22 protein-coding genes and 1 pseudogene are annotated in these 25,853 nt (G+C 73.8%); 17 read left to right on the forward strand and 6 right to left on the reverse strand.

All coding sequences use genetic code 11. The annotated features are described in order from the left end of the window. Positions 1-20 precede the first annotated feature (20 nt). Positions 21-248, forward strand: coding sequence for a hypothetical protein (locus tag ACIPAE_RS24450; protein WP_329363354.1), 228 nt, complete (start codon positions 21-23; stop codon positions 246-248). 119 nt (positions 249-367) lie between these two features. On the opposite strand, the gene ACIPAE_RS24455 is transcribed toward ACIPAE_RS24450, so the two are convergent. The 3 genes from ACIPAE_RS24455 to ACIPAE_RS24465 all read right to left on the reverse strand — a co-directional run bounded on the left by ACIPAE_RS24455 (position 368) and on the right by ACIPAE_RS24465 (position 1,628). After that, a complete protein-coding gene (locus ACIPAE_RS24455) occupies positions 368-793 on the reverse strand; it encodes a Fur family transcriptional regulator (RefSeq protein WP_366410403.1) in 426 nt (141 codons plus the stop codon). Positions 794-908: 115 nt separating this feature from the next. Beyond that, on the reverse strand, positions 909-1,214 hold the full coding sequence (locus ACIPAE_RS24460) for a metalloregulator ArsR/SmtB family transcription factor (RefSeq protein ID WP_329363349.1): 306 nt from the start codon (positions 1,212-1,214) through the stop codon (positions 909-911). Positions 1,215-1,325: 111 nt separating this feature from the next. Further along, positions 1,326-1,628, reverse strand: a complete 303-nt coding sequence (locus tag ACIPAE_RS24465) for a hypothetical protein (RefSeq protein ID WP_329363347.1) — start codon at positions 1,626-1,628, stop codon at positions 1,326-1,328. Between the two features lie 430 nt (positions 1,629-2,058). Between ACIPAE_RS24465 and ACIPAE_RS24470 the strand changes: the two genes are divergently transcribed. The 6 genes from ACIPAE_RS24470 to ACIPAE_RS24495 all read left to right on the forward strand — a co-directional run bounded on the left by ACIPAE_RS24470 (position 2,059) and on the right by ACIPAE_RS24495 (position 10,961). Then, positions 2,059-3,039 carry a metal ABC transporter solute-binding protein, Zn/Mn family gene (locus ACIPAE_RS24470; RefSeq protein WP_402447857.1) on the forward strand — a complete coding sequence of 327 codons (981 nt, stop codon included), beginning with the start codon at positions 2,059-2,061 and terminating at the stop codon, positions 3,037-3,039. Positions 3,040-3,344: 305 nt separating this feature from the next. Then, entirely contained in the window at positions 3,345-4,172 is an 828-nt protein-coding gene (locus ACIPAE_RS24475; protein WP_366410400.1) for an ABC transporter ATP-binding protein, read from the forward strand. Next, complete coding sequence (locus ACIPAE_RS24480) at positions 4,159-5,115, forward strand: metal ABC transporter permease (protein ID WP_402447859.1); 957 nt, start codon at positions 4,159-4,161, stop codon at positions 5,113-5,115. The genes ACIPAE_RS24475 and ACIPAE_RS24480 overlap by 14 nt, the downstream gene beginning before the upstream one ends. Further along, entirely contained in the window at positions 5,112-5,978 is an 867-nt protein-coding gene (locus ACIPAE_RS24485; RefSeq protein ID WP_402447861.1) for a metal ABC transporter permease, read from the forward strand. The genes ACIPAE_RS24480 and ACIPAE_RS24485 overlap by 4 nt, the downstream gene beginning before the upstream one ends. 255 nt (positions 5,979-6,233) lie before the next feature. Continuing rightward, positions 6,234-7,373, forward strand: coding sequence for a cation diffusion facilitator family transporter (locus ACIPAE_RS24490; RefSeq protein ID WP_402447863.1), 1,140 nt, complete (start codon positions 6,234-6,236; stop codon positions 7,371-7,373). Between the two features lie 153 nt (positions 7,374-7,526). Further along, complete coding sequence (locus ACIPAE_RS24495; RefSeq protein ID WP_402447865.1) at positions 7,527-10,961, forward strand: carbohydrate-binding protein; 3,435 nt, start codon at positions 7,527-7,529, stop codon at positions 10,959-10,961. Positions 10,962-11,035: 74 nt separating this feature from the next. Here the strand turns inward: ACIPAE_RS24495 and ACIPAE_RS24500 are convergent, their stop codons facing one another. Then, complete coding sequence (locus ACIPAE_RS24500; protein WP_329363331.1) at positions 11,036-11,560, reverse strand: flavin reductase family protein; 525 nt, start codon at positions 11,558-11,560, stop codon at positions 11,036-11,038. Between the two features lie 47 nt (positions 11,561-11,607). Then, on the reverse strand, positions 11,608-12,132 hold the full coding sequence (locus ACIPAE_RS24505) for a cupin domain-containing protein (protein ID WP_329363329.1): 525 nt from the start codon (positions 12,130-12,132) through the stop codon (positions 11,608-11,610). 134 nt (positions 12,133-12,266) lie between these two features. On the opposite strand from ACIPAE_RS24505, the gene ACIPAE_RS24510 reads away from it, so the two are divergent. The 10 genes and pseudogenes from ACIPAE_RS24510 to ACIPAE_RS24555 all read left to right on the forward strand — a co-directional run bounded on the left by ACIPAE_RS24510 (position 12,267) and on the right by ACIPAE_RS24555 (position 24,423). Further along, complete coding sequence (locus ACIPAE_RS24510; protein ID WP_328471231.1) at positions 12,267-12,701, forward strand: Rrf2 family transcriptional regulator; 435 nt, start codon at positions 12,267-12,269, stop codon at positions 12,699-12,701. Beyond that, positions 12,698-13,618, forward strand: a complete 921-nt coding sequence (locus tag ACIPAE_RS24515; protein WP_402447868.1) for a DsbA family protein — start codon at positions 12,698-12,700, stop codon at positions 13,616-13,618. The genes ACIPAE_RS24510 and ACIPAE_RS24515 overlap by 4 nt, the downstream gene beginning before the upstream one ends. Before the next feature lie 573 nt (positions 13,619-14,191). After that, complete coding sequence (locus ACIPAE_RS24520) at positions 14,192-15,784, forward strand: ABC transporter substrate-binding protein (RefSeq protein WP_402447870.1); 1,593 nt, start codon at positions 14,192-14,194, stop codon at positions 15,782-15,784. 31 nt (positions 15,785-15,815) lie between these two features. Then, entirely contained in the window at positions 15,816-16,877 is a 1,062-nt protein-coding gene (locus tag ACIPAE_RS24525; protein WP_329363322.1) for an ABC transporter permease, read from the forward strand. A 3-nt stretch (positions 16,878-16,880) separates the two neighbouring features. Continuing rightward, a complete protein-coding gene (locus ACIPAE_RS24530; RefSeq protein ID WP_402447873.1) occupies positions 16,881-17,771 on the forward strand; it encodes an ABC transporter permease in 891 nt (296 codons plus the stop codon). Then, entirely contained in the window at positions 17,768-18,739 is a 972-nt protein-coding gene (locus tag ACIPAE_RS24535) for an ABC transporter ATP-binding protein (protein ID WP_402447875.1), read from the forward strand. Before ACIPAE_RS24530 ends, ACIPAE_RS24535 begins: the two co-directional genes overlap by 4 nt. A gap of 179 nt (positions 18,740-18,918) precedes the next feature. Next, a pseudogene (locus ACIPAE_RS24540) lies at positions 18,919-19,730 on the forward strand (ABC transporter ATP-binding protein). Positions 19,731-19,844: 114 nt separating this feature from the next. Beyond that, positions 19,845-21,185, forward strand: a complete 1,341-nt coding sequence (locus ACIPAE_RS24545) for an NtaA/DmoA family FMN-dependent monooxygenase (RefSeq protein WP_402447877.1) — start codon at positions 19,845-19,847, stop codon at positions 21,183-21,185. 11 nt (positions 21,186-21,196) lie between these two features. Continuing rightward, positions 21,197-23,104, forward strand: coding sequence for an FAD-dependent monooxygenase (locus tag ACIPAE_RS24550; protein WP_402447879.1), 1,908 nt, complete (start codon positions 21,197-21,199; stop codon positions 23,102-23,104). Positions 23,105-23,283: 179 nt separating this feature from the next. Further along, positions 23,284-24,423, forward strand: coding sequence for an LLM class flavin-dependent oxidoreductase (locus tag ACIPAE_RS24555; RefSeq protein ID WP_402447880.1), 1,140 nt, complete (start codon positions 23,284-23,286; stop codon positions 24,421-24,423). A 9-nt stretch (positions 24,424-24,432) separates the two neighbouring features. Here ACIPAE_RS24555 and ACIPAE_RS24560 read toward each other — a convergent pair whose 3' ends face one another. Beyond that, complete coding sequence (locus ACIPAE_RS24560; protein WP_402447882.1) at positions 24,433-25,665, reverse strand: ROK family protein; 1,233 nt, start codon at positions 25,663-25,665, stop codon at positions 24,433-24,435. Positions 25,666-25,853 lie beyond the last annotated feature (188 nt).

Genomic DNA, 25,853 nt, shown 5'->3' on the forward strand with positions numbered 1-25,853 from the left:
CGCGTTCGCGGGCGCGGGCGGTGCTGCTGCTCACCGCGGCCGCGCTGGCCTGCGGGGCGGCGCCCGCGGTGGCCGACGGAAGCCCGATCACCGTCCTGGACAACTCGCACTCCGACTCGATCCTTGAGGTCGACCGGACGGCCAACGTCCAGACCGGTCACGGCGATGCCGGCAGTGACCACGACGGCAGCGCGGTCGACGCCCTGGAGGTCCTCTTCGGCGGGGGCCACCCGGAGGGTGACGACTGAGCGGACGGGCGAGCGGCCGGCGTGCCGCGACCCGTACGCCGCGGGCCCCGGGCGAGTGCTCCCCGGGGCCCGCGGTACGCCCGGCGAACCGCGGGCCGGCGGCGTTCCCCGGGTGGGCGCTACTTCGGGGCGGGCCGCTCCGAAGCGCACCCGGCGCAGGTGCCGAAGATCTCCATCGTGTGCACGATGTCGACGAAGCCGTGCTCCGTGGCGATCGCGTCGGCCCACCGCTCCACCGCGGGCCCCTCGACCTCGACCGTTCGTCCGCAGGAACGGCAGACCAGATGGTGGTGGTGGCCGCCCTCGGAGCACCGGCGGTAGACGGACTCGCCGTCGCCGGTGCGCAGCATGTCCACTTCCCCCGCCTCGGCGAGGGACTGCAGGGTGCGGTAGACGGTGGTCAGGCCCACCGACTCGCCGCGCAGCTTCAGGATGCTGTGCAGGTCCTGCGCGCTGCGGAACTCCTCGACCTCGTCCAGGGCGGCGGACACGGCGGTGCGCTGCCGGGTCGAGCGGCCGCGGACGGACTGTCCGGCTGCGCTCACGGATCTTCCCTCCGGTGGATGCGGGGTGGGTTCGACGTGCTCGGTGGGTTCGGTGGGTTCGGTGGCGGTGGTGGCCGGCGAAGCGGCGGCCGGGGCGGACACCCTGGCCGGCCGTTCACTCCTCGACATGCCGGATCGCGTCGAGCACGATGTGCGCGACGTGCTCGTCGACCAGGGTGTACTCGACCTCGCGGGCCTGGCGGTGGGTCGCCACGATGCGTGACGTGCGCAGAACGCGCAGGTGCTGCGAGACCAGGGGCTGGTTGACCCCGAGGGCGGCGACGAGTTCGTGGACCCGCTTGCCGCCGGTGGACAGCTCGCGCACGATGCCCATCCGTACGGGCGACGCCAGGGCCCGGAGCAGCTCGCTTGCCGCCCGCAGGGCCAGGGTCGAGTCGTCCGGCTGAACGGGAACCGTCATATGCAAAACCTAACATATGAGAATGGGTCCCATGTAGGGCGTCGGACGGGGCCGGGGCGGGCCCCGGGTGAGGTCCGGACGGGGCGTGGGCGGCTCTGGGTGGGCCCGCGCTCAGTGCTCGTCCCAGTGCCCTTCGTGGGCGGCGTGCCGGTGTCCGTCGTGCACGTAGTCGGTGTGCCCCTCGTGCGGCACCGCGACGTGGCCGCAGCCGGGGCCGTGCTCGTGGGTGTGCCCCTTGTGCTCGGCGTGCTGCGCGGTCGCGCACTCGTCGGCGTGGCCGTCGTGGCTCCGGTGCAGATGTCCGTCGTGCACGTAGTCGGTGTGGTCGCCGTGCGGCACGGCGACATGGCCGCATCCCGTGCCGTGCACGTGCTCGTGATCGGTGTGCGGCCGGTGCTCGGTCGAGGTGGTCATGCTGCCACTCCTGGTCTGGTGGCGGAGTTCGGGTCGGACTCCGGTGTCGGGCGGGCGCGATCGCGCTCTTATGGCGACATTAACATATGGCAATGTGCGCATGTATCGAGGTCGCGAGCGCGCCGCCGTACGAGCCGGGCCGTCGTGCGACGACGTTGCGCCGCCGTACGCGGGCGCCCCTCCGCCCCTCCGGAGCAGCCCGCGGCCGCCGCGCCCGACCCGGCCCTTCCCGCCGCGCACCGCTGTGACCAGCGGCGATGCGCCGGCGGTGGGCTCCAGGGCCTGGACGGCGGAGCCAAAGGTCAAGATTCTGTAATGATTTTCATCTTGCCTTGGCCGAGGTGGGATTGAGATTCGTTTTCAATTACGGTGAGGGAGCCGTGGCCGATCGTGCCGCGGTCCTTGCCGGCACCGCACGAGGAGAACCGCCATGACCAGCCCCGTCGCCCGCAGTACGGCGCACCGCCGCTACACGTTCGCCGCCGGCGGGATACTGGTCGCCGCCCTCGCGGCGACCAGCGCGTGCTCCACGGGTTCGAAGTCCTCCGGCGACGGCAAGTCCGGCGCCTCCGCCGGAAGTTCGGGCGGGGGCAAGGTCATCCGGGTGGTCGCGGCGGAGAACTTCTGGGGCAGCATCGCCGCGCAGGTCGGCGGCAGCCATGTGAAGGTCACCAGCATCATCTCGAACCCCGACACCGACCCGCACGACTACGAGCCGACCGCCGCCGACGCGCGCACGGTCGCCACCGCCACGTACGCGATCGTCAACGGCATCGGCTACGACGCGTGGGCCGGCAAGCTGCTGGCGTCCAACCCCTCGGGGCAGCGCACGGAACTCGACGTGGGCGACCTGGTCGGGGTCAAGGACGGCGGCAACCCGCACCGCTGGTACTCCCCGGACGACGTGCACAAAGTGATCGAGCGGATCACCGCCGACTACAAGAAGGCCGACCCCGCGGACGCCGGCTACTTCGACGCCCGGAAGGACGCCTTCGAGACCAAGACTCTCGGGGAGTACAACAGCCTGGTCGCCGGCATCAAAGCGAAGTACGCCGGCACCCCGATCGGCGCCTCGGAGTCGATCGTCAGCCCACTCGCGGACGGCCTCGGCCTGAAGATGCTCACGCCGTACTCGTTCCTCAACGCGATCAGCGAGGGCTCCGACCCCACCGCGCGGGACAAGAACACCATCGACCACCAGATCGCCGCCAAGCAGATCAAGGTCTACGTCTACAACAGCCAGAACGCCACGCCCGACGTGCAGGCGCAGGTCAAGGCGGCCAAGGCGAAAGGCATCCCGGTCGCCACGGTCACCGAGACCCTCACCCCGGCGGGGGCGTCGTTCCAGCAGTGGCAGGTCACCGAGCTCAAGGGTCTCCAGCGGGCCCTGGCCGAAGCGACGGGCAAATAGCCGTGCGCCCGCTCACCAGACTCCGCGAGGCAGTCCGCCAGGGCGTGCCCGGTCCGCGCGACGGCGTGCCCGGTCCGCGTGACGGCGAGGCCGGTCCGCGTGACGGCGAGGCCGCCGGTTCGTGCGAGGGCTGCCCGCCCGGCCCGCGAGGAAACGTCCCGCCTGTTCGGCGGGGAGACGCCGCGTCCGGCCGGCGAGGAAACGTCCCGCCTGCCGCGCGGGGAAACGTCCCGCCCGCGGCGACGGCCGCCGACCACACGCTGCGGACGGCCGCCGGCGGCCCGCCGCCGCCGGACGGTCCCGCGGTGGTGTCCCTGCGGGACGCGGCCGTGCGGGTCGGCGGCCGCACCCTGTGGTCCCATGTCGAACTCGACATCGCGCCGGGGGAGTTCGTCGCCGTCCTGGGGCCCAACGGGGTCGGCAAGTCGACCCTGGTCAAGGCGATCCTCGGGCTGGTCCCGACGGCCGGTGGCAGCGTCACCGTCCTCGGCCGCGCGCCGGGCCGGCTCGCGCACCAGGTCGGCTACCTGCCGCAGCGGCGTAGCTTCGACGCCGGCCTGCGCATCCGCGGCGTCGACATCGTCCGGATGGGCTGGGACGGCGACCGCTGGGGGCTGGGGCGGCCGGGCTCGGCGCGTGCCGCCCGGGAACGGATCGCCCAGGTCATCGATCTGGTCGGCGCGTCGGCGTACGCACACCGGCCGATCGGGCAGTGCTCCGGCGGCGAGCAGCAGCGGCTGCTGATCGCCCAGGCGCTGGTCAGGCAGCCCCGCCTGCTGCTGCTGGACGAGCCGCTGGACAGCCTCGACCTGCCCAACCAGGCGTCGGTGGCCGCCCTGATCGGCCGGATCTGCCGCGAGGAGAAGGTCAGCGTGGTGATGGTCGCCCATGACGCCAACCCGATCCTCGCGCACCTGGACCGGGTGGTGTACCTGGCCGAGGGCGGGGCGGTGGCCGGCACCCCGGACGAGGTCATCACCTCGCGGACCCTGACCCGCCTGTACCGGACGCCGATCGAGGTGCTGCGGACCTCCGACGGCCGGCTGGTCGTCGTCGGGCAGCCCGAGGCGCCCGCGGTGCACGGCGACCGCCACCCGCCGGCGGGGGAGGGGGAGTTCCGTGCTGATCGCTGACGCGGCGACCGACTGGTCCTGGAACCCGGTCGCCGACCTCCGGCAGATGTGGGCGTTCCCCTTCATGGTCAACGCCTTCCGGGCCGGCGCGATCGTGGCCGTGCTGGCCGGGGTGATCGGCTGGTACATGGTGCTGCGCCGGCAGAGCTTCGCCGGCCACACCCTGTCCACCGTGGCCTTCCCGGGTGCCGCCGGTGCCACCCTGCTGGGAGTCGGCGCGGTCTACGGCTACTTCACGTTCTGCGTCGGCGCGGCGCTGGTGATCGCCGCGATCCCGCGGGCCGGGGGGCACGAGTCCGGCCACGGGTCGGGCGGCGGCGAGGAGGCGGCGGTGACCGGAACCATCCAGGCGTTCCTGCTCGGCGCAGGATTCCTCTTCATCGCCCTCTACAAGGGGTTCCTCGGCGGCGTCGACGCCCTGCTGTTCGGCAGCTTCCTGGGCATCACGACGACCCAGGTGGAGGTGCTGGCCGCGGTGGGCGCGGCGGTGCTGCTGGTGCTGGCCGTCGTCGGGCGGCCGCTGCTGTTCGCCTCCGTCGACCCGGCGGTCGCCACCGCCCGCGGCGTGCCGGTCCGGCTGCTGTCCACCGTCTTCCTCGTCGTGCTGGGCGCGGCGACGGCGGCGACCAGCCAGATCACCGGCGCGCTCCTGGTGTTCGCGCTGCTGGTGATGCCCGCCGCCACCGCGCAGAACCTGACCGCCCGGCCGGTCCTCGGCATCGCCGCGTCGGTGGGCATCGCGCTCGCCGTGACCTGGACCAGCCTGACCGTGGCCTACTACTCGCCGTACCCGATCGGATTCTGGGTGACCACCTTCGCCTTCGCCGCCTACGCGGCCAGTTGGGGAGTCCGCCTGCTGCGCGAGCGCCGCGGACGGGCGCCCGGCCGCAGGGCCGTGGCTGCCGCGGGCACGCCCGCGTGGACCTCGGGGAGCCTGCTGTGACCGTCCTCGCCTCCGGGTGGCCCGGCGCGCTCGGGCACCCCTTCTTCCTGCACGCGGTCCTGGCCGGGGCGGCCGTCGCCGCCGCGTCCGGCATGGTCGGCTACTTCCTGGTGCTGCGCGCCCAGGTCTTCACCGGCGACGCGCTCAGCCACATGGCGTTCACCGGTTCGCTCGCCGCGCTGGCCGCCGGGGTCGACCTGCGGCTGGGGTTGTACGCCGCGACCATCGCCGTCGCCGTCCTGCTCGGCACCCTGTCCCGGTCCGGCCGGGCCGACGACGTCGCGATCGGCAGCGTCTTCGCCTGGATCACCGGCCTGGGCGCCTTCTTCCTCACCCTCTACACGACCTCCGGCGGCGCGGACAACGCCGGAGCCGGCGTGCGGGTGCTCTTCGGCTCCATCTTCGGCATGTCGGCGGGCCAGGCCGGTACGGCCGCCGCCGTGGCGGCGGGGGTGTGCGCGGTGGTGCTCGCCGTCTTCCGGCCGCTGCTGTTCGCCTCCGTCGACGAGGCGGTCGCCGCGGCGCGGGGCGTGCCGGTACGGCTGCTGGGGTTCGGCTTCCTCGCGCTGGTCGGCGTCACCGCGGCCGAGGCCAGCCAGGCGGTCGGGTCGCTGCTGCTGCTCGGACTGCTCGCCGCCCCGGCGGGCACCGCCCAGCGGCTGACCGACAACCCCGCGCGGGCGTTCGCGCTGTCCACGGTGCTCGCGGTCGCCGAGATGTGGGGCGGCCTGACCATCAGTTACGCGGTCCCGAAGATGCCGCCGAGCTTCGCGATCGTGGCGGTGGCCGCCACCGTCTACGCGGCCGCGTTCGCCGTCGGGGCGCGCCGGCGGAGCCCGGCCCCGCGCCTCGCCCGGGCCTGAACGGGAGGGGTCCGCGGGGAAAGGGACCGCGCGGAACGGGTCCGCGCCGAACGGGTCCGCGCCGAACGGGTCCGCGCCGAACGGGTCCGCGCCGAACGGGCGTGCACGGAAAGGGCCTTCGCGGGCCGGGCCGGTACGAACGGCACGCAACGGCCTTCCAGTGGCGACAGAGGAGTTGTTGCGACGGAATCGCAGCAGCTCAGCGCAGGTATCAGGGTGATGGCTGCAATCGGCCGGAGCTGTCACCGTAGGGGCATGGACGCCGGCGAGCACACCCACGGGCACGGGCACGAGCACGGGCACGGCCACACGCATGAGCGCGCGGACGGGCGCGCGGACGAGCGGGAGCGCGGCTACGAACACGGCCACGAACACGGACACGGCCGCGAACACGGACACGGCGGTGCGCGGCGGGCCCGGTTCCGGCACCGGCTCGCGCACATGGTCACCCCGCACAGCCACGAGGCGATGGACAAGGTGGACTCCGCGCTGGCGACCTCGCGGGAGGGACTGCGGGCGCTGTGGCTGTCGTTGGGAGTCCTCGGTGCCACCACCGTGATCCAGGTGACGGTCGTCGCGGTGTCGGGGTCGGTGGCGCTGCTGGGCGACACGATCCACAACGCGGCCGACACGCTGACCGCGGTGCCCCTGGGGATCGCCTTCGTGCTCGGCCGGCGCGCGGCGACCCGCCGTTACACCTACGGGTACGGGCGGGCGGAGGACCTGGCCGGTATCGCGATCGTGCTGACCATCGCCGGCTCCTCCGCGCTGGCCGGCTACGAGGCGGTGCGCCGGCTGCTGGAGCCGCGTGACGTGACGCACCTGTGGGCGGTGGCGGTCGCCGCGCTGGCCGGGTTCGCCGGCAACGAGTGGGTGGCGCGCCACCGGATCGCCATCGGCCGGCGGATCGGGTCGGCGGCGCTGGTCGCCGACGGCCTGCACGCCCGCACCGACGGCTTCACCTCGCTGGCGGTGCTGCTGGGCGCCGGGGGCGCCGCGGTCGGTTGGCGCTGGGCCGACCCCGTGGTGGGCCTGCTGATCACCGCGGCGATCCTGGTGGTGCTCAAGGACGCCGCCCGGCAGGTCTACCGGCGGCTGATGGACTCCGTGGACCCCGCGTCGGTGGACGCCGCGGAGGAGGCGCTGCGCCAGGTGCCCGGCGTGCTCGGCGTCGGGGCGGTGCGGATGCGGTGGATCGGCCACGCGCTGCGGGCCGAGGCGGACATCGTGGTCGACCCGCACCTGACGGTGATGCGGGCCCACGCGTTGGCGGTCGCCGCCGAACACGCCCTGATCCACGCCGTTCCGCGGCTGACCGCCGCGACCGTGCACATCGACCACGTCGCCCACGGCGCCGATCCGCACGCGGAGTTGCGCCACCACGCCGTGGCGTGACCGCCCGCGGGCGCGCGCCGCTTCGGGGCCGGCCGCGGGTCAACCGCGCTGGTTGACAACGGCGGTAGCGTGCCCGGTGGCCGCCGGCGCGGGTCGCGGGCGGGCGGGCGGAAGCGGACGGGCGCGGACGGGCGCGGACAGGGGCGGGGCGGTATGTGGCGGAGAAGGACCGGGCGTGCGGGTGCGTCGACGGTGGTCGCGGTGCTGCTCGCGGCGGGTACGGTGGCGGTGCCGGCGGCCCAGGCGGCGGCGCCCGACTCCGCGGCCGGGCCCGCGGATTCGTGGGTGCTCACCAACCGCTCCTACGCGCCGGACGACTACACGCAGGAGCCGTTCGTCGGCAACGGCTACCTCGGCCAGCGGGTGGCCGCCATCGGCGCCGGGTTCGAGGGCGACGGCGACCTCGGTACGGGCAACTGGCCGCTCGGCAACCCCCGTTCGACCACCGCCCTGGTCGCGGGGGTGTACGGGAAGGACGGCGACTCCGACTACATCTCCACCCTGCCGACCTGGTCGGACCTCTCCTTCACCGTCGACGGGCACGTACTGGACCCGCACGTCCCCGCCGACCAGGTCAGCGACTACCGCCAGACCCTCGACCTGCGCTCGGCCACCGTCACCACCACCTTCCGCTGGACGCCCGCGCCGGGCCGGTCCGCGACCGTCAGGTACGAAGTGCTCGCCGACCGGGACCGTATGCACCTCGGCGTGGTGCGGGCGAGCATCACGCCGGCCTGGAGCGGCGGCCTGTCGGTCGCTTCGCTGCTGAACGGCGCCGGCGCGCAGCGGATCACCCCGACCGGGCGCGCGGTGGACACCTCGTCCGACACCGCGACCGTTCAACTCACCACGCCAGGACGCGGGACGGCCGTCGCGGAGACCGCCCGGCTGGTGGCGGAGCACGGGGTGCGGGTCGCCCGCCGGGACGCCCTGCTGCCCGCAGACGACGCCGCCACCGCGGGCGAGCGCCTCGCGGTGCCGGTACGCGCCGGGGCCACCTACGCCTTCACCAAGTACGTGGGTGTCTCGACGTCCGACGACCCCGGCAGCCCGGCCGCGGTGGCGCGGGACACCGTGGACCGGGCGGCCGCGACCGGCCGGCAGCGGCTGCTCGCCGCACACGTCGCGCAGTGGGCCGCGCTGTGGCGGCGGCGCGTGACGGTCGACGGGCAGCCGTCCGTGCAGACGGCCGTCAACAGCTCCTTCTACCTGCTGTATTCCAGCCTGCGCGCGGGCGTGGACTTCAGCATCCCGCCGGCCGGACTGTCCAGCGACAACTACGGCGGTGAGATCTTCTGGGACGCCGACACGTGGATGTTCCCCGCGCTGCTCGCCCTGCACCCCGAACTCGCCAAGTCCATCGTCGCGTTCCGCCACGACACCATCGGCGCGGCCGAGGCGAACGCCAAGTCCGCCGGCTACCAAGGCGGTTCATGGGCCTGGGACAACGGCCCCAGCGGTACGTGCGGCGGCCTCGCGCCGTGCGCCGGCTACGAGGAGCACCTCCAGTCGGACATCGCCCTCGCCCAGTGGCAGTACTACCAGGCCACCGCGGACACCGGCTGGCTGCGCGCCGACGGCTATCCGGTGATCAAGGACGTCGCCGACTTCTGGGTCAGCCGCGTGACGCCGGGCCCGGACGGCAAGGACCACATCGACCACGTCACCGGTCCCGACGAGTACACCTCGGGGGTCGACGACGAGTCGGCGACGAACGCCGGTGCGGTCGTCGCGCTGCGCGACGCCGTGGCCGCGGCGCACGCGCTGCACGTGGACCCGGACCCGGCCTGGTCGGCGGTCGCGGCGCGGATCGACGTCGCGACCGACTCCGACGGCACCCACCCCGAGTACCCGGGATACGCCGGGCAGCCGGTCAAGCAGGCGGACACGGTGCTGATGACGTACCCGTTCGGCTATGTCACCGACCTCGGCGCCGCCGCGGCCGACCTCGACCGCTACATGCCCGTCACGGACACCGGCGGTCCCGCGATGACCGCGTCGGTGGAGGCGGTGATCGCGGCGCAGGTCCGGCAGCCGGGCTGCCTGGACTACACGCTCTTCCAGAACTCCTACCAGCCGTTCCTGCGCGGCGCGTTCGCCCAGTTCAACGAGACGCAGTACCTGACGCCCTCCGGCGGCCAGTCCAACCCGGCGTTCGACTTCGCGACCGGGGCCGGCGGGTTCCTGCAGACCCTCGGCTACGGGTTCGCCGGCCTGCGGTGGGACACCGGCGCGCTGACGCTCGCCCCGACCCTCCCGCCGCAACTGCCGGGCGGGATCACCCTGACCGGCCTGCGCTACCAGGGGCGGAGCGTGGACGTGCACGTCGGGCCCGCGACGACCACGGTCCGCCTCGCCTCGGGCGCGCCGGTCACCCTCGCCTCCCCGGACGGCACCAGGCGCCTCGCCACCGGGCGGACCGCCGTCCTGCCGACCGCCCGCCCGGACCTGAGCCCGACCAACAACTCCGCCCGCTGCCAGGCCGTTTCGGCCAGTTCCGCGCAGGCCGTCGACCAGCCGGCCGCCGCCGTCGACGGCAACGCCGTCACCACCTGGACAGCGGCGGACACCACCTCGTCGTACACGGTGACGCCCGCCCGGCCGGTCAGGACCGGTCACGCGGACGTGCGCTGGGGTGCGACCCGGCCCGCCTCGTACGCCGTCCAGGTGCGGTCGGCCGGCGGGCGCTGGCAGCAGGTCGCCGCGGGCGCCGTGCCGCCGGCCGGGAACCTCGACGCCACCTGGCGCCCGGTCACCGGCCGCGCCGTCCGGCTCGCCTTCGCCGGAGGCGATCCGGCGAGCATCGCCGAACTCGACCTCCCCGACGCGGCGGCGCCCGACCTGATCACCACCCTCGACGCGCCCGACGCGATGGCGCCCGGCTCGTCGGCCGTGGTCACCCAGACCCTGCGGTCGATCGGGGGCGCGGACGCCACGGACGTGCGCACCGCGTTCTCGCTGCCCGCCGGCTGGACGGCCACGCCCGACCAGGCCACGCCTGACTCAGCGGCGGCGGCGACCGTACGCCAGGGCGCGACCGTCACCCGCGCCTGGACGCTGACCGCCCCGGCGGACCAGGCGCCGGCCCGGGTGCCGCTCACCGCGACGACCACCTGGCGGGGCGCGGCCGGCACCGACTCGGCCACGGCCACCGCCCCGGTCTACGTGGCGACGCCGGTCCCGGCCGGGACCGCGGCCCAGGCCGAGGACGCGATCAACAGCGGCGGCGCGTCCGTGGCGAGCGACCACACGGGCTATACCGGCACCGGGTTCGTCGGCGGCCTCTACGCGGGGGCCGCGACCACCGCCGTCGTCGCGGTCCCGACGGCCGGCCCGCACCGGATCACCGTGCGGTACGCCAACTCCACCGGCGGCCGGCAGCCGCCCTACGAGTCGGTGACGCGGACGATCAGCGTCGTGGCCGGCGGCAGCGCGCAGCAGATCTCGCTGCCGGTGACCGGGAGTTGGGACACCTGGTCCACGGTGACCGCCGAAGTGACGCTGCCGGCCGGCGACGACGTGGTCCGCCTCCTGGTCCGGCCGGGCGACTCCGGCAGCGTCAACGTCGACAGCGTCCTCGTCGAGTGACGAGTGACGAGTGACGAGTGGTGACGTGCTGACGCGTGCCGACCCGTGCTGACGCGTGGGCCGCAAGGCCGCTGTCAGGCGCGGGAGTCGACGTCCAGCGCGGTGTGGGTGCCGAACGCCCGCGCGTGGTAGGTCAGCGGCGGCCTCGGCGCGGCCTCGGCGCTCAGGACCCGGCCGAAGACGACGACGTGGTCGCCGCCCGTCACCAGGTCGGCCACCTCGCACGCCAGGAAGCCGCTCGCGCCGGGCAGCCTGGGCACCTGGGAGCCGAGGCGCCAGTCGACGCCGCCGAACTTGGCCGGGCCGCCCTTGCGGGCGAAGTTCATCGCGAGGTCCGGCTGCTGCGCCCCGAGGATGTTGAGGCCGAACCTGCGGCTGCCGCCGATGACCGCCAGCAGGTCCGAGCCGCGGTCGAGGGAGACCAGGACCATCGGCGGGTCCATCGAGAGCGAGGTGAAGGCGCTGACGGTGGTGCCATAGGGGGACGGCCCGGCCATGGCGGTGACCACGGCGACGGGGGTGGCCACGCCGGCCATGGCCTCCCGGAACGCGGACTTCAGGTCCGCCGCGACGTCCGGGCGGGATTCGGTACTGGTCACCAGGGCTCTCCTCTGCGTCGTCGGTCTGCTCGGATCGCTCGGTTCGCTCAGCCGTCCTCGGGTCCCGGCTCCGACCCCAGCGCGTAGAGCCGGGGCAGGTTGACCACGATCGCCTCCTGGGTGCTGCGCGCGATGACGACCACGGCCTCGTCGTCGGGGTCCGGGTTCTCCTCGCGGTGCGGCACGTAGGGCGGGACGAAGATGTAGTCGCCGGGGGAGGTGCGCAGCCGTACCTCCTGCGGGGTGTCGCCGGAGTCGTCGACGAAGACGAACTCCGGGTGGCCGCTCACCACATGGATCGCAGTCTCGGACTCGCCGTGGTGGTGGTCGGAGGAGGCCGTCGCGGGAGCCACGTGGGTCTGGCCCATCCACAGCTTCTCCGAACCGACGGTCTTCCCGCTGACGGCGGCGAACCTGCGCATGCCGCCGCTCTGGGCAGTGTCGCCGTCCAGCGCGTCGGCGCGGATGTGGTGCAGGCGGGCCCGCAGGGACGACGTCGGCGGGGTCGGGGTGTCGGTGTCGTGCAGGTGGGGATGGAAGCCTTCACCAGGCTGCGTCGGCGGCGTACTCATGGCCGGGACGCTAGGGCGCCGCCGAAAAGGATGTCAAGAGGTGTCTATTAGCCTTCACCTGCGGCAATGTTCCCGCAATGGTCGGTACACAGCGGAAATCCCCGCCCGGAAGGGGCATCGGGCATGATGGGAGCATGCATATCTCCGCGAAGGCGGACTACGCCACGCGCGCCCTTCTGGAACTCGCCAGCGAGCCCGGGCGCCCGCTCAGTTGCGAGGCCATCGCCTCGGCACAGGAGATCCCGTTCCGCTTCCTGAAGTCCGTGGTGGCCGAGTTGCGAAGAGCCGGACTGGTGCGCAGCCAGCGCGGCTGCGAAGGCGGTTACTGGTTGGGCCGGGCGGCCGACGAGATCACCCTGCTCGATGTCGTGCGCGCGGTCGACGGCGAGCTGATCACGCTGCGCGGCGAGCCGCTGGCCGCGCTGGCCTACCCCGGCCCGGCGGCCGGGCTGACCGCGGTGTGGCGGCAGGTCGAGGCGGAGGCCGCGGCGGTCCTGGGCGGGGTGACCCTGCACTCGCTGCTGGCCCCGGCGAAGCGCGAGCGGCCGGCCCGGAAGCGCGCGGCGTGACAGCTGCGCGGCAGCCGGAACCGGCGGTGGAGGTGGTGGAGTACACCGATCCGCTCTGCCCGTGGTCCTGGGGCTCCGAGCCGGTGCTGCGCCGGCTGCGGGCCGCGGTGGCCGGCCGGGTCCGCTGGCGCCGGGTGTACGCCATCCTCTTCGACCACGACGACGACCCGCCGCCCGACCCCGCCGCGGAGACCGCCTGGTACGCGCGCTACGTCGCGGGGATCACCGAGCACACCCGGGCACCGTGCGCGGTACGGCTGAGCCGGGTCGCGGCCAGTTCCTGGCCGTCCTCGCTCGTCGCCAAGGCCGCGGAGCTCCAGGGCGGCGACACGGCCGAGGCGGTGCTGCGCCGGCTGCGGGAGACGGTCTTCGTGCTCGGCGAGCCGGCCGACACCGCGGAGTTGGCGCTCGCCGCGGTCCGCGGCGCGCCCGGCCTCGACCTGGGCCGGCTGGCGGCCGACGCGGCGTCGCCGCGGGTGCTCCGGCAGGTGCGCGCCGACCGCGCGGAGGCGCGCCGCCCGGTGCCCGAGGTGCTCGACCCCACCGCCGGCTCGCCGCACCCCGGCGTCGCCAAGGAGACCGCCGACGGGAGCCGCCGCTACGCCCTGCCGACGCTGCTGCTGCGGACGGCGGCCGGCTACCGCGTGGTGCCCGGCTGGCGGACGTTCGAGGAGTACGCCGCGGCCTTCGACGACCTGTGCCCGGGCCTGCTGCCGGCCCGCGACCGGCTGCCGGAGGGCGGAACGCTCTCCCCGGCGGCGGCACTCGCGCGCTACCGGAGCCTGACCGACCCGGAGCGGCTGCTGCTGGCGCAGGGGCCGTGGCCACCGCCGCACGCGGTGCGGGTGGAGACCGGCAACGGCCCGCTGTGGCTGCACCCCGCCGAGGCCGAACTGCATCCCGCCGCCCAGGTGTAGTTCGTCACGCCGGGCGGGGCCGATCCGCGGCCGGGGCGGGGAAGACCCCGGTCCGCCGAATGAGACATCAAAAGGTGTCCATTGACAGCCGCTCGCCGTAGCCCACAAGATGTGCAGCATGCTCTCGACGCACCCTGGTGTGGTGTGCCGCTACGTGGACCTGCGGCGCACGTGCAGCGCCCTCTGTCGCTGACCATCCGTCACCCACGGTTCACCGGCGCCTGACCGCCCCCGGCGGTACCGGCCCCCCTTCGCGCCGCCGAGCGGCGCCCCCGCCGTTCCGCGTCACCGACGCCGCGCATCGGCGTGCCCCCTTTCCCCGTCCGGCCCGCTTCGCCTGCCCGCCCGGCCCCTGCTCGCCGCTGTGCGCCACCGACCCGGTCCCTGACCAACAGCACCTGAAACGCGGTGCGTTGGCCGAGGTGTGTCCCGACGCGTGCTCGTGAGCCGTACCGGCATGCCCGTACCGACCGCGCCGCGGGCCGGTGCGGTCCGGTACGGGCGCCGGGCCCGCCCTCCGCCCTGCCGCTCCTGCCCCGCCCCGGTCGGGAGTGCGTCGACAGAAAGTATGAGATGTCCATACGCATCGCCACCCGCCGTTCCGCGGCGGGCCCCCGCCTCCGCCCCCGCCTCCGCCCCCGCCCCCGTCCGCGGCTCGGCCGTATCCGGCTGGCCGCCCTCTCCGCCGTCCTCGTCACCACCGCGGGCGCCTCGCTCAGCGCCTGCGGCGGGCAGTCCGCGTCCGCGGGCGGCGGCGACACGCTGAAGTGGGCCTCCTCATCCTTCCCGAGCCACTGGGACCCGGTGGTCAGCGGCAGCGGCGCCCAGTTCCGCGAACTCGCCCTGGTCTACGCCTCGTTGACGCGTACCGACGCCACCGGCAAGGCCGTGCCCGACCTCGCCAGGTCCTGGGAGTACAACGCCAAGGGCGACCAGGTCACCTTCCACCTGCGGGCCGGCCTGAAGTTCAGCGACGGCAGCGTACTGGACGGCAGCGCGATCAAGGCCGCCATCGAGCGGGCCAAGACGCAGAAGGACTCCGCGCTGTTCGGCGACCTGACGTCGATCAGGTCCGTGGACGCGAGCGGCCTCGACGTGGTCGTCCACCTCTCCCAGGTCGACTACCAGATCCCGCAACTGCTCGGCGAGCGCGTGCTCCAGGTCGCCAGCCCCAAGGCGGCCGCGAACCCGAAGAAGCTGGACCAGAGCCCGGTCGGCGCCGGGCCGTTCACCGTCACCCAACTCGTGCCGGGCACCAAGGTGCTGCTGAAGAAGAACCCGGACTACTGGGACGCCAAGGACATCCACATCGACAACGTGGAGCTGACCTCCGCCCCGGACGCCTCCACCGTCGTCTCCGGCCTGCAGACCGGCGTCTACAACTTCGCCGACATCGCGCCCAGCCAGGCCGACGCCGCGAAGAAGGCCGGCCTCGACGTGTTCGTGCAGCCGGGCTTCAACGCCGAGAACATCAGCCTCAACGTCAACAAGGCGCCGTTCACCGATGCCAAGGTGGTGGACGCCGTCCGCTACGCCGTCAACCGGCAGGAGTTCGTGGACAAGCTGACCTTCGGCTACGGCTCGGCCACCGACCAGCCGTTCCCCAAGGGCTACGTGGCCTACGACCCGAAGTCCGCGGACCTCTACCCGTACGACCCGGCGAAGTCGAAGCGACTGCTCGCCGAGGCGGGCTACAAGCCCGGCGCCATCAAGCTGACCCTGGTCATCCCGGCCGCGGACCCGCAGGCCGAGATCGTCCAGTCGCAACTGGCCAAGGTCGGCATCACCGTCACCATCAAGGTGGACAAGAACTGGGCGACGCCGTTCTTCGCCAAGGACCTGACCTTCTCCCTGTACGGGACCACCGGGCGCGACTCGGCCCTCCAGACGCTCACCGCGCACTTCGGCCCCGACGGCCCGCTGAACCTCAGCACGCCGTACGAGCCGGCCGGCTTCGAGGCGGCGGTGGCGAAGGTCCGGCAGACCAGCATCGACTCGCCGGACTACCCGCAGGTCCTCCAGGCGGCGACCCGCGCGGGCCTGCAGAGCAAGGCGCTGGTCTTCACGTACTCCGCGCCGAACCTCTTCGCCAAGAGCAAGGCGCTGTCGAACCTGCCGAAGAACCCCGGCCACATCGACTGGACCGGCGTGACCCTCGGCCACTGATGTCCACCCAGCACAGAGAGGGGGCAACCCCATGACGACGACCACGACCACGACGGCGCCACCGGTGAAGGAGCGCCCGGCACCGGCCGGGCCCGCCCGCCACCGCGGGGTCGCCGCGGCCAGGGCCCGGCACACGCTGGGCCGGGTGACGGCCGCCCTCGCCCGATCCGCCGCGATCTTCGTGCCGGTCTTCCTGGTCGCGACCTTCGTGACGTTCGCACTGCGGTCGCTGAGCGGACTCAGCCCCGCGCGCATCCAGTTGGGCGAGGACGCGACTCCCGCGGCGATCCACCGGGTGGAGGCCCAGTGGGGCCTGAACCAGCCCTTCCTGGTCCAGTACGGGCACTGGTTCAGCGGTGTCCTGCACGGACAGCTCGGCACCAGCTGGACCAACGGCGCCGACATCTCCACGCTCATCGGCCTCGGCCTGGGCGTCAGCCTCTCCATCGCGACCTTCGCGCTGATCATCGGCGTCTGCGCCGGCTTCCTGCTGGGCACGGCGGCGGCGCTGCGGCACACCACCTGGGTGGACCGGGCGATCACCGGGTTCGTCACCCTGATCTCGGTGATGCCGGCGTTCGTGGTCGGCATCGTGCTCGTGGAGGTCTTCGCGGTCGGGCTGCACCTGTTCCCGGCGGCCGGCTACGTCCCCGCGGCGCAGGGCCTCACCCCGTGGCTGGAGCACATCACGCTTCCCGCGCTCGCCCTCAGCTTCGACGTGATCGCCGACGTCGCCCGGCAGTTGCGCACCAGCCTCATCGCGTCGTACCGGGAGAACTACGTCACCGGCGCGATCGTCCGCGGGCTCAGCCCGCGGCGGATCTTCTTCGGGCATGTGCTGCGCAACGGGATCGGGCCCGCGCTCGCCACGCTGGGGCTGAAGTTCCCCGCGCTGGTCGGCGCCTCCGTGGTGACGGAGTGGGTGTTCGGCCTCCAGGGGTTCGGCCGGTTCGCCAACGACTCGGCCCAGTCCGGCGACGTGCCGGCGGTGCAGGGCGTCCTGGTGGTGTCGATCGTGCTCGTCGTCGTCTTCAACCTGATCGTCAACCTGGTGCTGGCCCGCGTGACGCCGGCGTCCCAGCGGGGGGTGTGACGGATGTTCCGCCGCGTACTGTCGCTTCCCACCGGCCGGATCGCCGTGGCGATCCTCACCCTCATCGCGCTGCTCGCCGTCTTCGGCCCGCTGCTGGCGCCGCAGAACCCGCTGGGCACCAGCACCCACACGCTCGCGGCCGGCTCCGGCTCCCACTGGCTGGGCACGGACTACCTCGGCCGCGACGTGTTCAGCCGGCTGCTCGCCGGCTCCCGGGTCAGCGTGCTCGGCTCCCTCGAAGTGGCCGTGACCGCCCTGGTGGTCGGGGTGGTCCCCGGCATCCTGTCGGTGTACCTCGGCCGGGTCTTCGAGTGGGTCACCCTGCGGGTGGTCGACACGCTGGTCGCGCTGCCGTTCCTGCTCTTCGCCGTCGCGGTGATCGCGCTGCTCGGCAACGGCATCACCCAGGCCATGCTGGTCACCGGCGTGCTGGTCTCGCCGCTGTTCTACCGCGTCTCGCGCGCCGCCACGTTGACCGTGGCCCGCTCGCAGTACGTGGAGGCGGCGCTGATCTCCGGCGCCTCCGTCGGCTGGGTGGTCCGCCGCCACGTCTGGACCAAGGTGCTCCCGCCGATCGCGGTCGCGCTCGCCCAGACCGTCGGCGTCGGGTTCGTCATCGTCTCCAGCCTGACCTTCCTGGGGATCGGGGTCCAGCCGCCCGAGCCCACCTGGGGCGGCCTGCTCGCCTCGGACCTGGGATACCTCAGCTACCAGCCGTGGGCCCCGGTGGCCCCCGCGCTGCTGATCATGGTCACCGTCTGGGCCGGCAACCTGCTCGCCGACGCGATCCGGGACGTCTCGGGCGAGGCGGGCCGCGCGCTGGTCGACAACCGCAAGGTCCGCGCCGGCCGCCCCGACCGGACCACACCCACTCCGGTCGGAGGCGCGTCATGACGGCACTGTCCGAGAACCTGTCCGAGAGCCCGTCGTCCACGCGGACCGCGGAGACGGAGGAGGCCGAGCAGACGCAAGGGGCCGCCGAGACGGCTGGGACCGCGGGCACGCCCGGCACCGCGCCCGCCGAGGCTCCCGCCGGGAGCGCCGAACCCGCCACCGTGCTCAAGGTCGCCGGCCTGCACATCACCGACCGGGCCACCGACCGCGAGATCGTGCACGGCGTCGACTTCGAGCTGACCCCCGGCAAGGCGGTGGGCGTGGTGGGGGAGTCGGGCAGCGGCAAGACCCTCACCTGCCGTGCCGTACTCGGCATCCTCCCCGCGCACTTCGAGATCTCCGAGGGCGCGGTCGAGATCGCCGGCACCGACATCGCCACCCTCACCCCGCAGCAGTGGACGCGGTTGCGCGGCGCCACGATCAGCGCGGTCTTCCAGGACCCGGCGTCCTACCTCAACCCGTCGATCAAGGTGGGCGCGCAGATCGCCGAGGTGGTCCGCGCCAAGAACGGGCTGAAGCGGGGCCCGGCCCGGCAGCGCGCCCTCGAACTGCTGCGCGCGGTCCACCTGCGCGAGCCGGAACTGGTCTACGGCCAGTACACCTACGAGCTGTCCGGCGGGATGCTCCAGCGGGTCCTGATCGCCGCGGCGATCGCGGCCGGCCCGCGCGTGCTGATCGCCGACGAGGCCACCACCGCGCTCGACGTCACCGTGCAGGCCGAGATCCTCGACCTCCTGGCCGACCTGCGCGAACGCACCGGCCTGGCGCTGGTGGTGGTCTCCCACGACCTGGCCGTGGTCGCCCAGATCTGCGACGAGGTGCTGGTCATGCGGCAGGGCGAGGTCGTGGAGCACGGCCCGACCCGCCAGGTGCTGCACCACCCGCGCCACGAGTACACCCGGCTGCTCGTCGCCGAGCACGAGCAGTACGGCCTGGACAGGTTCCGTACGTCGAAGGAGGCGTCGTGACCGGCGCGCACCCGCAACTCCCGCCCGCCGCAGAGACGTTGGCGGGGCCGTCCGCCGGGCCGTCCGCCGGGCTGTCCGGCGGGCCGTCCGCCGGTGCCTCGGCCGGGCTGTCCGGCAGTCCGTCCACCGGGCCGTCCGCCGGTGCCTCGGCCGGTCCGTCCGCCGGTCCCGCCGGTCCGGTGCTCGCCATCGACGGGCTCGACGTCCACTACGGCCGGCGCCGGCGCCGGCGCCGCGCCCTGCACGGGATCACGCTGAGCGTCGCCCCCGGCGAGACCGTGGGCGTCATCGGCGAGACCGGGTCGGGCAAGTCCACCCTCGCCCGCGCCGTCCTCGGCCTGGTCCGCGCCTCGGCGGGCTCGATCGTCGTCGGCGGCGAGGAGGTGACCGGGTACGGCGCCGCAAGTGGCGCGCCCTGCGCCGCCGCGGCGTGGTGCAGTACGTCTTCCAGGACCCGCTGCGCAGCCTCGACCCGGACCTCACCATCGCCGACTCGCTGGCCGAGCCGCTGCTGCTGAAGGGCGTCGCCCACGCCGAGGCGACCGCGCGGACCCGGTCCTTCCTCGCCCGGGTCCACCTGCCCGAGGACCTGCTCGACCGGCTGCCCGGCGAACTCTCCGGCGGCCAGCGGCAGCGCGTCGCGGTCGCCCGGGCCCTGGTCACCGAGCCCGAACTGATCATCCTCGACGAGCCGGTCAGCGCCCTGGACTCCGCGAACCGGGTGCAGATCCTGGAGATCCTCAAGGAGTTGCGCGGCACCGGCGTGGCCATCGTGTTGATCTCCCACGACCTGGGGTCCGTCGCCGGGATCGCCGACCGTATCGCCGTGCTCTACCAGGGCGAACTCGTGGAGGCCGGCGCCGCCCGCGACGTCATCGAGGAGCCGCGACACCCCTATACCCGCCTGCTGGTCAGGTCCGCGCCCACCCTGCACACCGCCCCGGCCGGACGGGCCGAGCGCGACGCTCTGCGCGCGCTGCTCGACGCCTGAACCCGCGCCGCTTCGCGGCCACCCCCGAACGGGCCACCCCACGGCCGCTCAACCGCCGCCCCGCGCCCGCCCCGAGCCCTGCCACCCACGTCCCATCACGGAAGAGGGAGAACCATGTCCCGCACGATCCACCTCGCGCTCCACCCCTACGGCGTCGGCGGCCCCGGCCAGCACGGCCTGTGGAAGGACCCGAGCATCGCGAAGAACGCCAGCATCGACATCAACTACTACATCCGGCAGGCCCAGGCCGCCGAACACGCGCTCTTCGACGCCCTGTTCATCGTCGACAGCCAGTTCATCAACTCCACCTACCCGGCGCACTACCTCAACCGGCTGGAGCCGCTCACGCTGCTGTCCGCGGTCGCCACCCACACCAAGCACGTCGGACTGGTCGGCACCGCCAGCTCGACGTACAACTCGCCGTTCAACCTGGCCCGCCGGTTCGCCTCCCTCGACCACATCAGCGGCGGCCGCGCCGGCTGGAACGTCGTGACCAGCTTCGACACCGGCGCGTCGAAGAACTTCGGTCTCGAGGAGCACCTCGACTACGCCACCCGCTACGGCCGCGCCCTGGAGTTCGTCCAGGTCGCGCGCGGCCTGTGGGACTCCTACGAGGACGACGCGTTCCCCGCCGACGTCGAGCGCGACGTCTTCCTCGACCCGGCCAAGCTGCACGCGCTCGACCACGTCGGCGAGCACCTCAGCGTGGCCGGCCCGCTCAACCTCTCCCGCTCCCCGCAGGGCCAGCCGGTGATCTTCCAGGCCGGTGTCTCGGAGGAGGGCCGCGACCTGGCCGCGCAGGTCGCCGAGGGCATCTACGCGCCCGGCGGCGGCCTCCAGCAGGCCCGGGAGTACTACTCCGACATCAAGAAGCGCACCGCCGGATACGGCCGCGACCCCGAGCACATCAAGATCTTCATCCACGGCGGCCCGATCGTGGCCGGCACCGAGGAGGCCGCCCGGCGCCGCGAGCGGGAGATCTTCGAGGAGGACGACGACTTCGAGGGCAACCTCGCGCTCCTCGGCCGGTCCTTCGGAGCCTACGACTTCAGCGTGCACGACCTGGACGCGCCGTTCCCCGACGTCGCGCACCTGGCCGAGCGGGGCGGCCGGACCGGCGCGGGCCGGATCATCGAGCGGGCCCGGACCGAGAATCTGACACTTCGTCAAGTAGCCAACTCCGTACGGGAGTTCCGCCGCTCACCGTTCGTCGGCACGCCGCAGGGCGTCGCCGACACCATCGAGGAGTGGTTCCACGCCGGCACCTTCGACGGCATCAACCTCGCCTTCCGCACCGAGGCCGAACTCGCCGCCTTCGTCGACGGAGTGGTGCCGATCCTCCAGCGGCGCGGGCTGTTCCGCACCGAGTACGAGGCCGACACCCTGCGCGGCAACCTCGGCCTGCCGGTACCGGCCAACCGCTACACCCGCGAGCGCCAGCTCGTGAACGACTGAGAGGCCGGCCGATGACCGCGTCCGTGGCACCGCTGTCCAGATCCCTGCCCCCGTCCGCCCCCGCCTCCTCCTCTTCGCCCTCCGCCCTCTCCCCGTCCCTCTCCCCGTCCCTCTCCCCGACCGGCGGGCGCGACGTGCACACCGTCCGGTTCCCGGTCGGCACGCCGCCGCGGTCGGTGGACGTGCTGATCGTCGGCGCCGGCCCGGCCGGCCTCGCCGCGGCGGTCGAACTGACCTCCCGCGGCGTGCGGGTGGCCGTCGTCGAACGGGCCCGCACCGCGACGCTGGTCCGGGCCGGCGCGATGGGCCACACCCCGCGCGTGGTGGAGCACCTGCGCCGCTGGGGGCTGCTCCAGCGGGTCCGCGACGCGTGGACCTTCCCCCCGGAGTGGAACCAGGGCATCAAACTGGTCACCTCGCTGGCCGGACACGAACTGGTGCCGGTGCCCCGCCCCGACTTCCGCGGCACGCTCGGCGGCGGCCACTCGGCCGACGAGGCGCTGCGCCGGCCGCAGACCGTCTTCCAGCACGTCTTCCTCGAACACCTCGCCGAGCGCCGGGTGAGCGTGGCCGGCGGCTGGGAACTGCGCGGCCTGCGCCAGGACGAGGACGGTGTGGACGCCGAGGTCGTCGACGTCGACTCCGGCGAACCGCTCGTGATCCGGGCCGGATACGTCCTCGGCACCGACGGCGGCCGCAGCACCACCCGCCGGCTGGCCGGCATCGAACGGGACGGGGAGCACGCCACCGAGAAGCGGCTGCGCCTCATCGTGCGCACCGGCGACATCACCGAACGGGTCGGCGCCGCGCCCAGCGGCACCAACATCGTCTTCAACCCGCACGCGTCCGGCTTCCTCGCCGCCGTGAGCAGCCGCGAGTGGCGGGTGTACGCGGGGCCGTTCCCGCTCGAACACGAGCCCACCGAGGAGGAGTTGCTGGCCACCGCGCGGGCCGCCTTCGGCTTCGACCTCGACCTGGAACTCGTCTCCGCCACGACCTTCTACCACGCCACCCGGATCGCCCGGACCTTCCGGCACGGCCGGGTGCTGCTGGCCGGCGACGCGGCCCACGTACGGACGCCCGGCGGCAACCTCGGCGAGGGCATCGGCGACGTGGTGAACCTCGGCTGGAAGCTCGCCGCGGTGCTCGGCGGCCAGGCCCCGCCCGCGCTGCTCGACTCGTACGACCAGGAGCGCCGCCGGCACAACTGGCGGATCGCCGACCACGCGCTCCAACGGGCCCGCCGGGCCCAGGCCACCCTCGCCGACATCCGGGCCGGCGGCATCCCCGACGACGCCGACCTCGGCCCGGCGGCCGCCGCCCGCCGCGCCGAGATCGGCGAACGCCTGCGCCGGGACCGCCTCGGCGCGAACGGCGTCACCTTCGACGAGCGGTACGACGACTCGGCCGCGGTCTGGTACGAACCGGGCCAGCTCGACACCGAGCCCGCCTGGCGCCCGGACGTCTACGAGGACGACCCCCGCCCGGGCCACCGGGCGCCGGACGGGCTCGTGGACCCCTACGGCGGCACCCTCTACGACCGGATCGGCACGTCCTTCGCGCTCCTCGTCCTGACCGACGCGCGCACCGACGTGCGCGCGGACGCGCGCACGATCGAGCGGGACTTCGCCGAGCAGGCCGCGGCCAGGGCGCTGCCGTTCACGGTCATCCACCTGACCGACCCGGCGGCCCGCGCGCTCTACGGCACCGCGCACGTGCTGGTCCGCCCGGACCAGCACGTCGCGTGGCGGGGCGAGGAGCTTCCGGCCGGCGGCGCGGCGGCGGTCCTCGACCGGGTGCTCGGCGGAAGCGCCCACCGTGCGGCGGCGGAAGCGGAAGCGGAAGCGGAGGCGGAGGCGGAGGCCGCGGCAGACGGCCGGGCGGCCGGACTGGTGGAGGCGGGCGCCGCCGGCGAGTAGGCGGGCGGGCCGTGATGCGGGCGGGCCCGCGGCCACGCGAGCCCGCCCGTACACCGATGCCCGTACACCGCCGCCCCTTTCCGTCAGGGCTTCGCGGGCCGCCGCCCGTGCCCTCTGCGAGAATCGGGGCGGCGCCGCCGACGCGGCGGACCCCGCCGCCGGGACCATGGAGGAAGCACGTGCCACCTGCCTCGGAGCCGCTGCGGAAGCTGGGCTTCCTGACCATCGGGCTGTTCGACGAGGCCGATCCGCGCGCGGGCCACGAGTCGACGCTGCGCGTCATCGAGCTGGGCGAGCAACTGGGCTTCGACAGCGCCTGGGTGCGGCACCGGCACCTCCAGTACGGCATCTCCTCGCCGGTCGCGGTGCTCGCCGCGGCCACGCAGCGCACCAGCCGGATCGAACTGGGCACCGCGGTCATCCCGTTGGGCTGGGAGAACCCGCTGCGGCTCGCCGAGGACCTGGCCACCGTGGACATCCTCTCCGGCGGCCGGCTCAACCCCGGCGTCAGCGTCGGCCCGCCGATGCGGTACGACCGGGTCAAGGACGCCCTGTACCCGGACACGGCCGACGCCGAGGACTTCGGCTACGAACGGGTGCGGCGGCTGCTGTCCTTCGTCCGCGGCGAGCCGGCGACCGCGTCCGGCGCGACCGAGGGCTTCGAGGTGTTCTCGCCACGGGTCCAGCCGCACGCCGCCGGGCTGGCCGACCGGATGTGGTACGGCGGCGCGAGCCTGCGGTCGGCCCGCTGGGCGGGGGAGCAGGGCATGAACTTCCTGACCAGCAGCGTCGTCAAGGCGGGGCCGGCCGAGCGGGCGGGGACGGCCGACGGGTCAGAGGCGGCCGGCGGGTCAGAGGCGGCCGGCGGCTCCGAGGACTCCGGGGTTCCCGGCGGCTCCGGGGACTCCGGCGAGGCCGCGGCCACCGCCACCTTCGCCACGCTGCAACTCGCGCAGATCCGCGAGTTCCGCGCGCACCACCCGGCGGGCGACCGGGCCCGGGTCTCCCAGGGCCTCGTGGTCATCCCCACCGACTCCGCGACGCCCGAACAGCGCGCGAAGTACGAGGAGTTCGCCCGCAAGCGGCTGCCGCGCACGGCCGCCCCGCAGGGACCGGCGCGATTGCTGTTCGCCCCCGACCTGGTCGGCGAGTCCGCGCGACTCGCCGAACGGCTGCACGCGCACGCCGCGTTCCGCGAGGTCCACGAGGTCGCCTTCGCGCTGCCCTTCACCTTCGACCACGCCGACTACGTCCAGATCCTCACCGACCTCGCCACCCGCCTCGGCCCCGCCCTCGGCTGGCACCCCGCCGCACCCTGAACGGGCGGCCTACAAGGTCGAGAAGGGGGTGGCGCCGACCGCGAGGGTGGCGTCGAGGGTGGCCGGGTCCAGCACGTGGTCGCGGACCAGGTAGGCGGCTCCCGCGATGCCGGCGCGGGACTTGTACTTGGTGGGCACGATCTGCAACTGGCGGGTGGCCAGCGGCAGTGAGCGCTGGTAGATGACCTCGCGGACGCCGGCCATCAGGTGGTCGCCGACGGTGCTGAGCCGGCCGCCGAGCACGATGATGTCGGGGTTGAGCAGGCTGGTCGCGTAGGCGACGGCCTCGCCGAGGACGCGGCCGGCGGTCCGGAGCGCGGCGACCGCGGTGCTGTCGCCGCGCCGCACCTGGTCGACGACGTCGCGCGCGTCCTGGCCCTTGGTCTGGCGGCGGTCGCGCAGGTCGCGGGCGAGCGCCCAGCCGCCGACCAGGGACTCCAGGCACCCCCGGTTCCCGCACCGGCACTGCGGGTCGCCGAACCCGCTGATGTGGATGTGCCCGATGTCGCCGGCCGCGCCCTGCGCACCGCGGTTGACGTGGCCGTCTATCACCATCCCGCTGCCGACCCCGGTGCCGGCCTTGATGTAGAGCAGGTGCGGCTGGTCGCGCCAGAAGCGGCGGTGCTCGGCGAGGGTGAGCAGGTTGACGTCGTTGTCGATGAGGATCGGGACCTGCCAGGTGCGGCGCAGGTGCCCGCGGATGTCGTAGTCGTCCCAGCCGGACATGATCGACCAGCCGAGCACGCGGCCGGCCTCGTAGTCGACCGGCGCGGGCAGCCCGAATCCGATGCCGGCGACCGGGGTGGCACCGAGGTCGGCGTGGCTGATCATGCCGCGCACCGTCGCCGTGATCGTGTCCAGCAGCGCCTCGGGGCCGTCGCCGACGGCGAGCCGTTCGACCCGCTCGGCGAGGATGCCCGCGTTGAGATCGGTGATCGCCACCCGCGTCCGCTGCTCCCCGATGTCCACGCCGATGATGAGCCCGGCGGCGTGGTCGAGGGTGAGCGCGCGCGACGGGCGACCGCGCGAGGGCACGCTCTGGTCGCTCTCCTTGAGCAGCCCCGCGGCGAACAGCGCGTCCAGCCGCTGACCGACCGTCGACCGGGACAGGCCCGTCAACTGAGCAATCGCGGTACGGGTGTTGGCCCTTCCGGTCGTGATCAGCTGCAAGATCCGCCCGGGGCCCTCCTCGGCCCGCCAGGGGGCCGGGCCGCTCGCGGCCGTGCGTGTCGTCTCGCTCATCTCGCTCCGCTCTCGGGACGTCGGACTGCACTGTAGTGAAGGGCCATTTATGTCGGCAACCATACAGAAGTAGTTTATTTTTGCTTGACAGCCGATCGAACGATCCGCAACATCGACGTAATCACCCGGTCATATCGACGCCCGTGGCGGGTTCCTCCCGCACCGAAGCCGAGCTGACGGCCCTGCGT

Source organism: Streptomyces sp. NPDC087270 (assembly GCF_044744625.1).
In the GTDB taxonomy this organism is placed as follows: domain Bacteria; phylum Actinomycetota; class Actinomycetes; order Streptomycetales; family Streptomycetaceae; genus Actinacidiphila.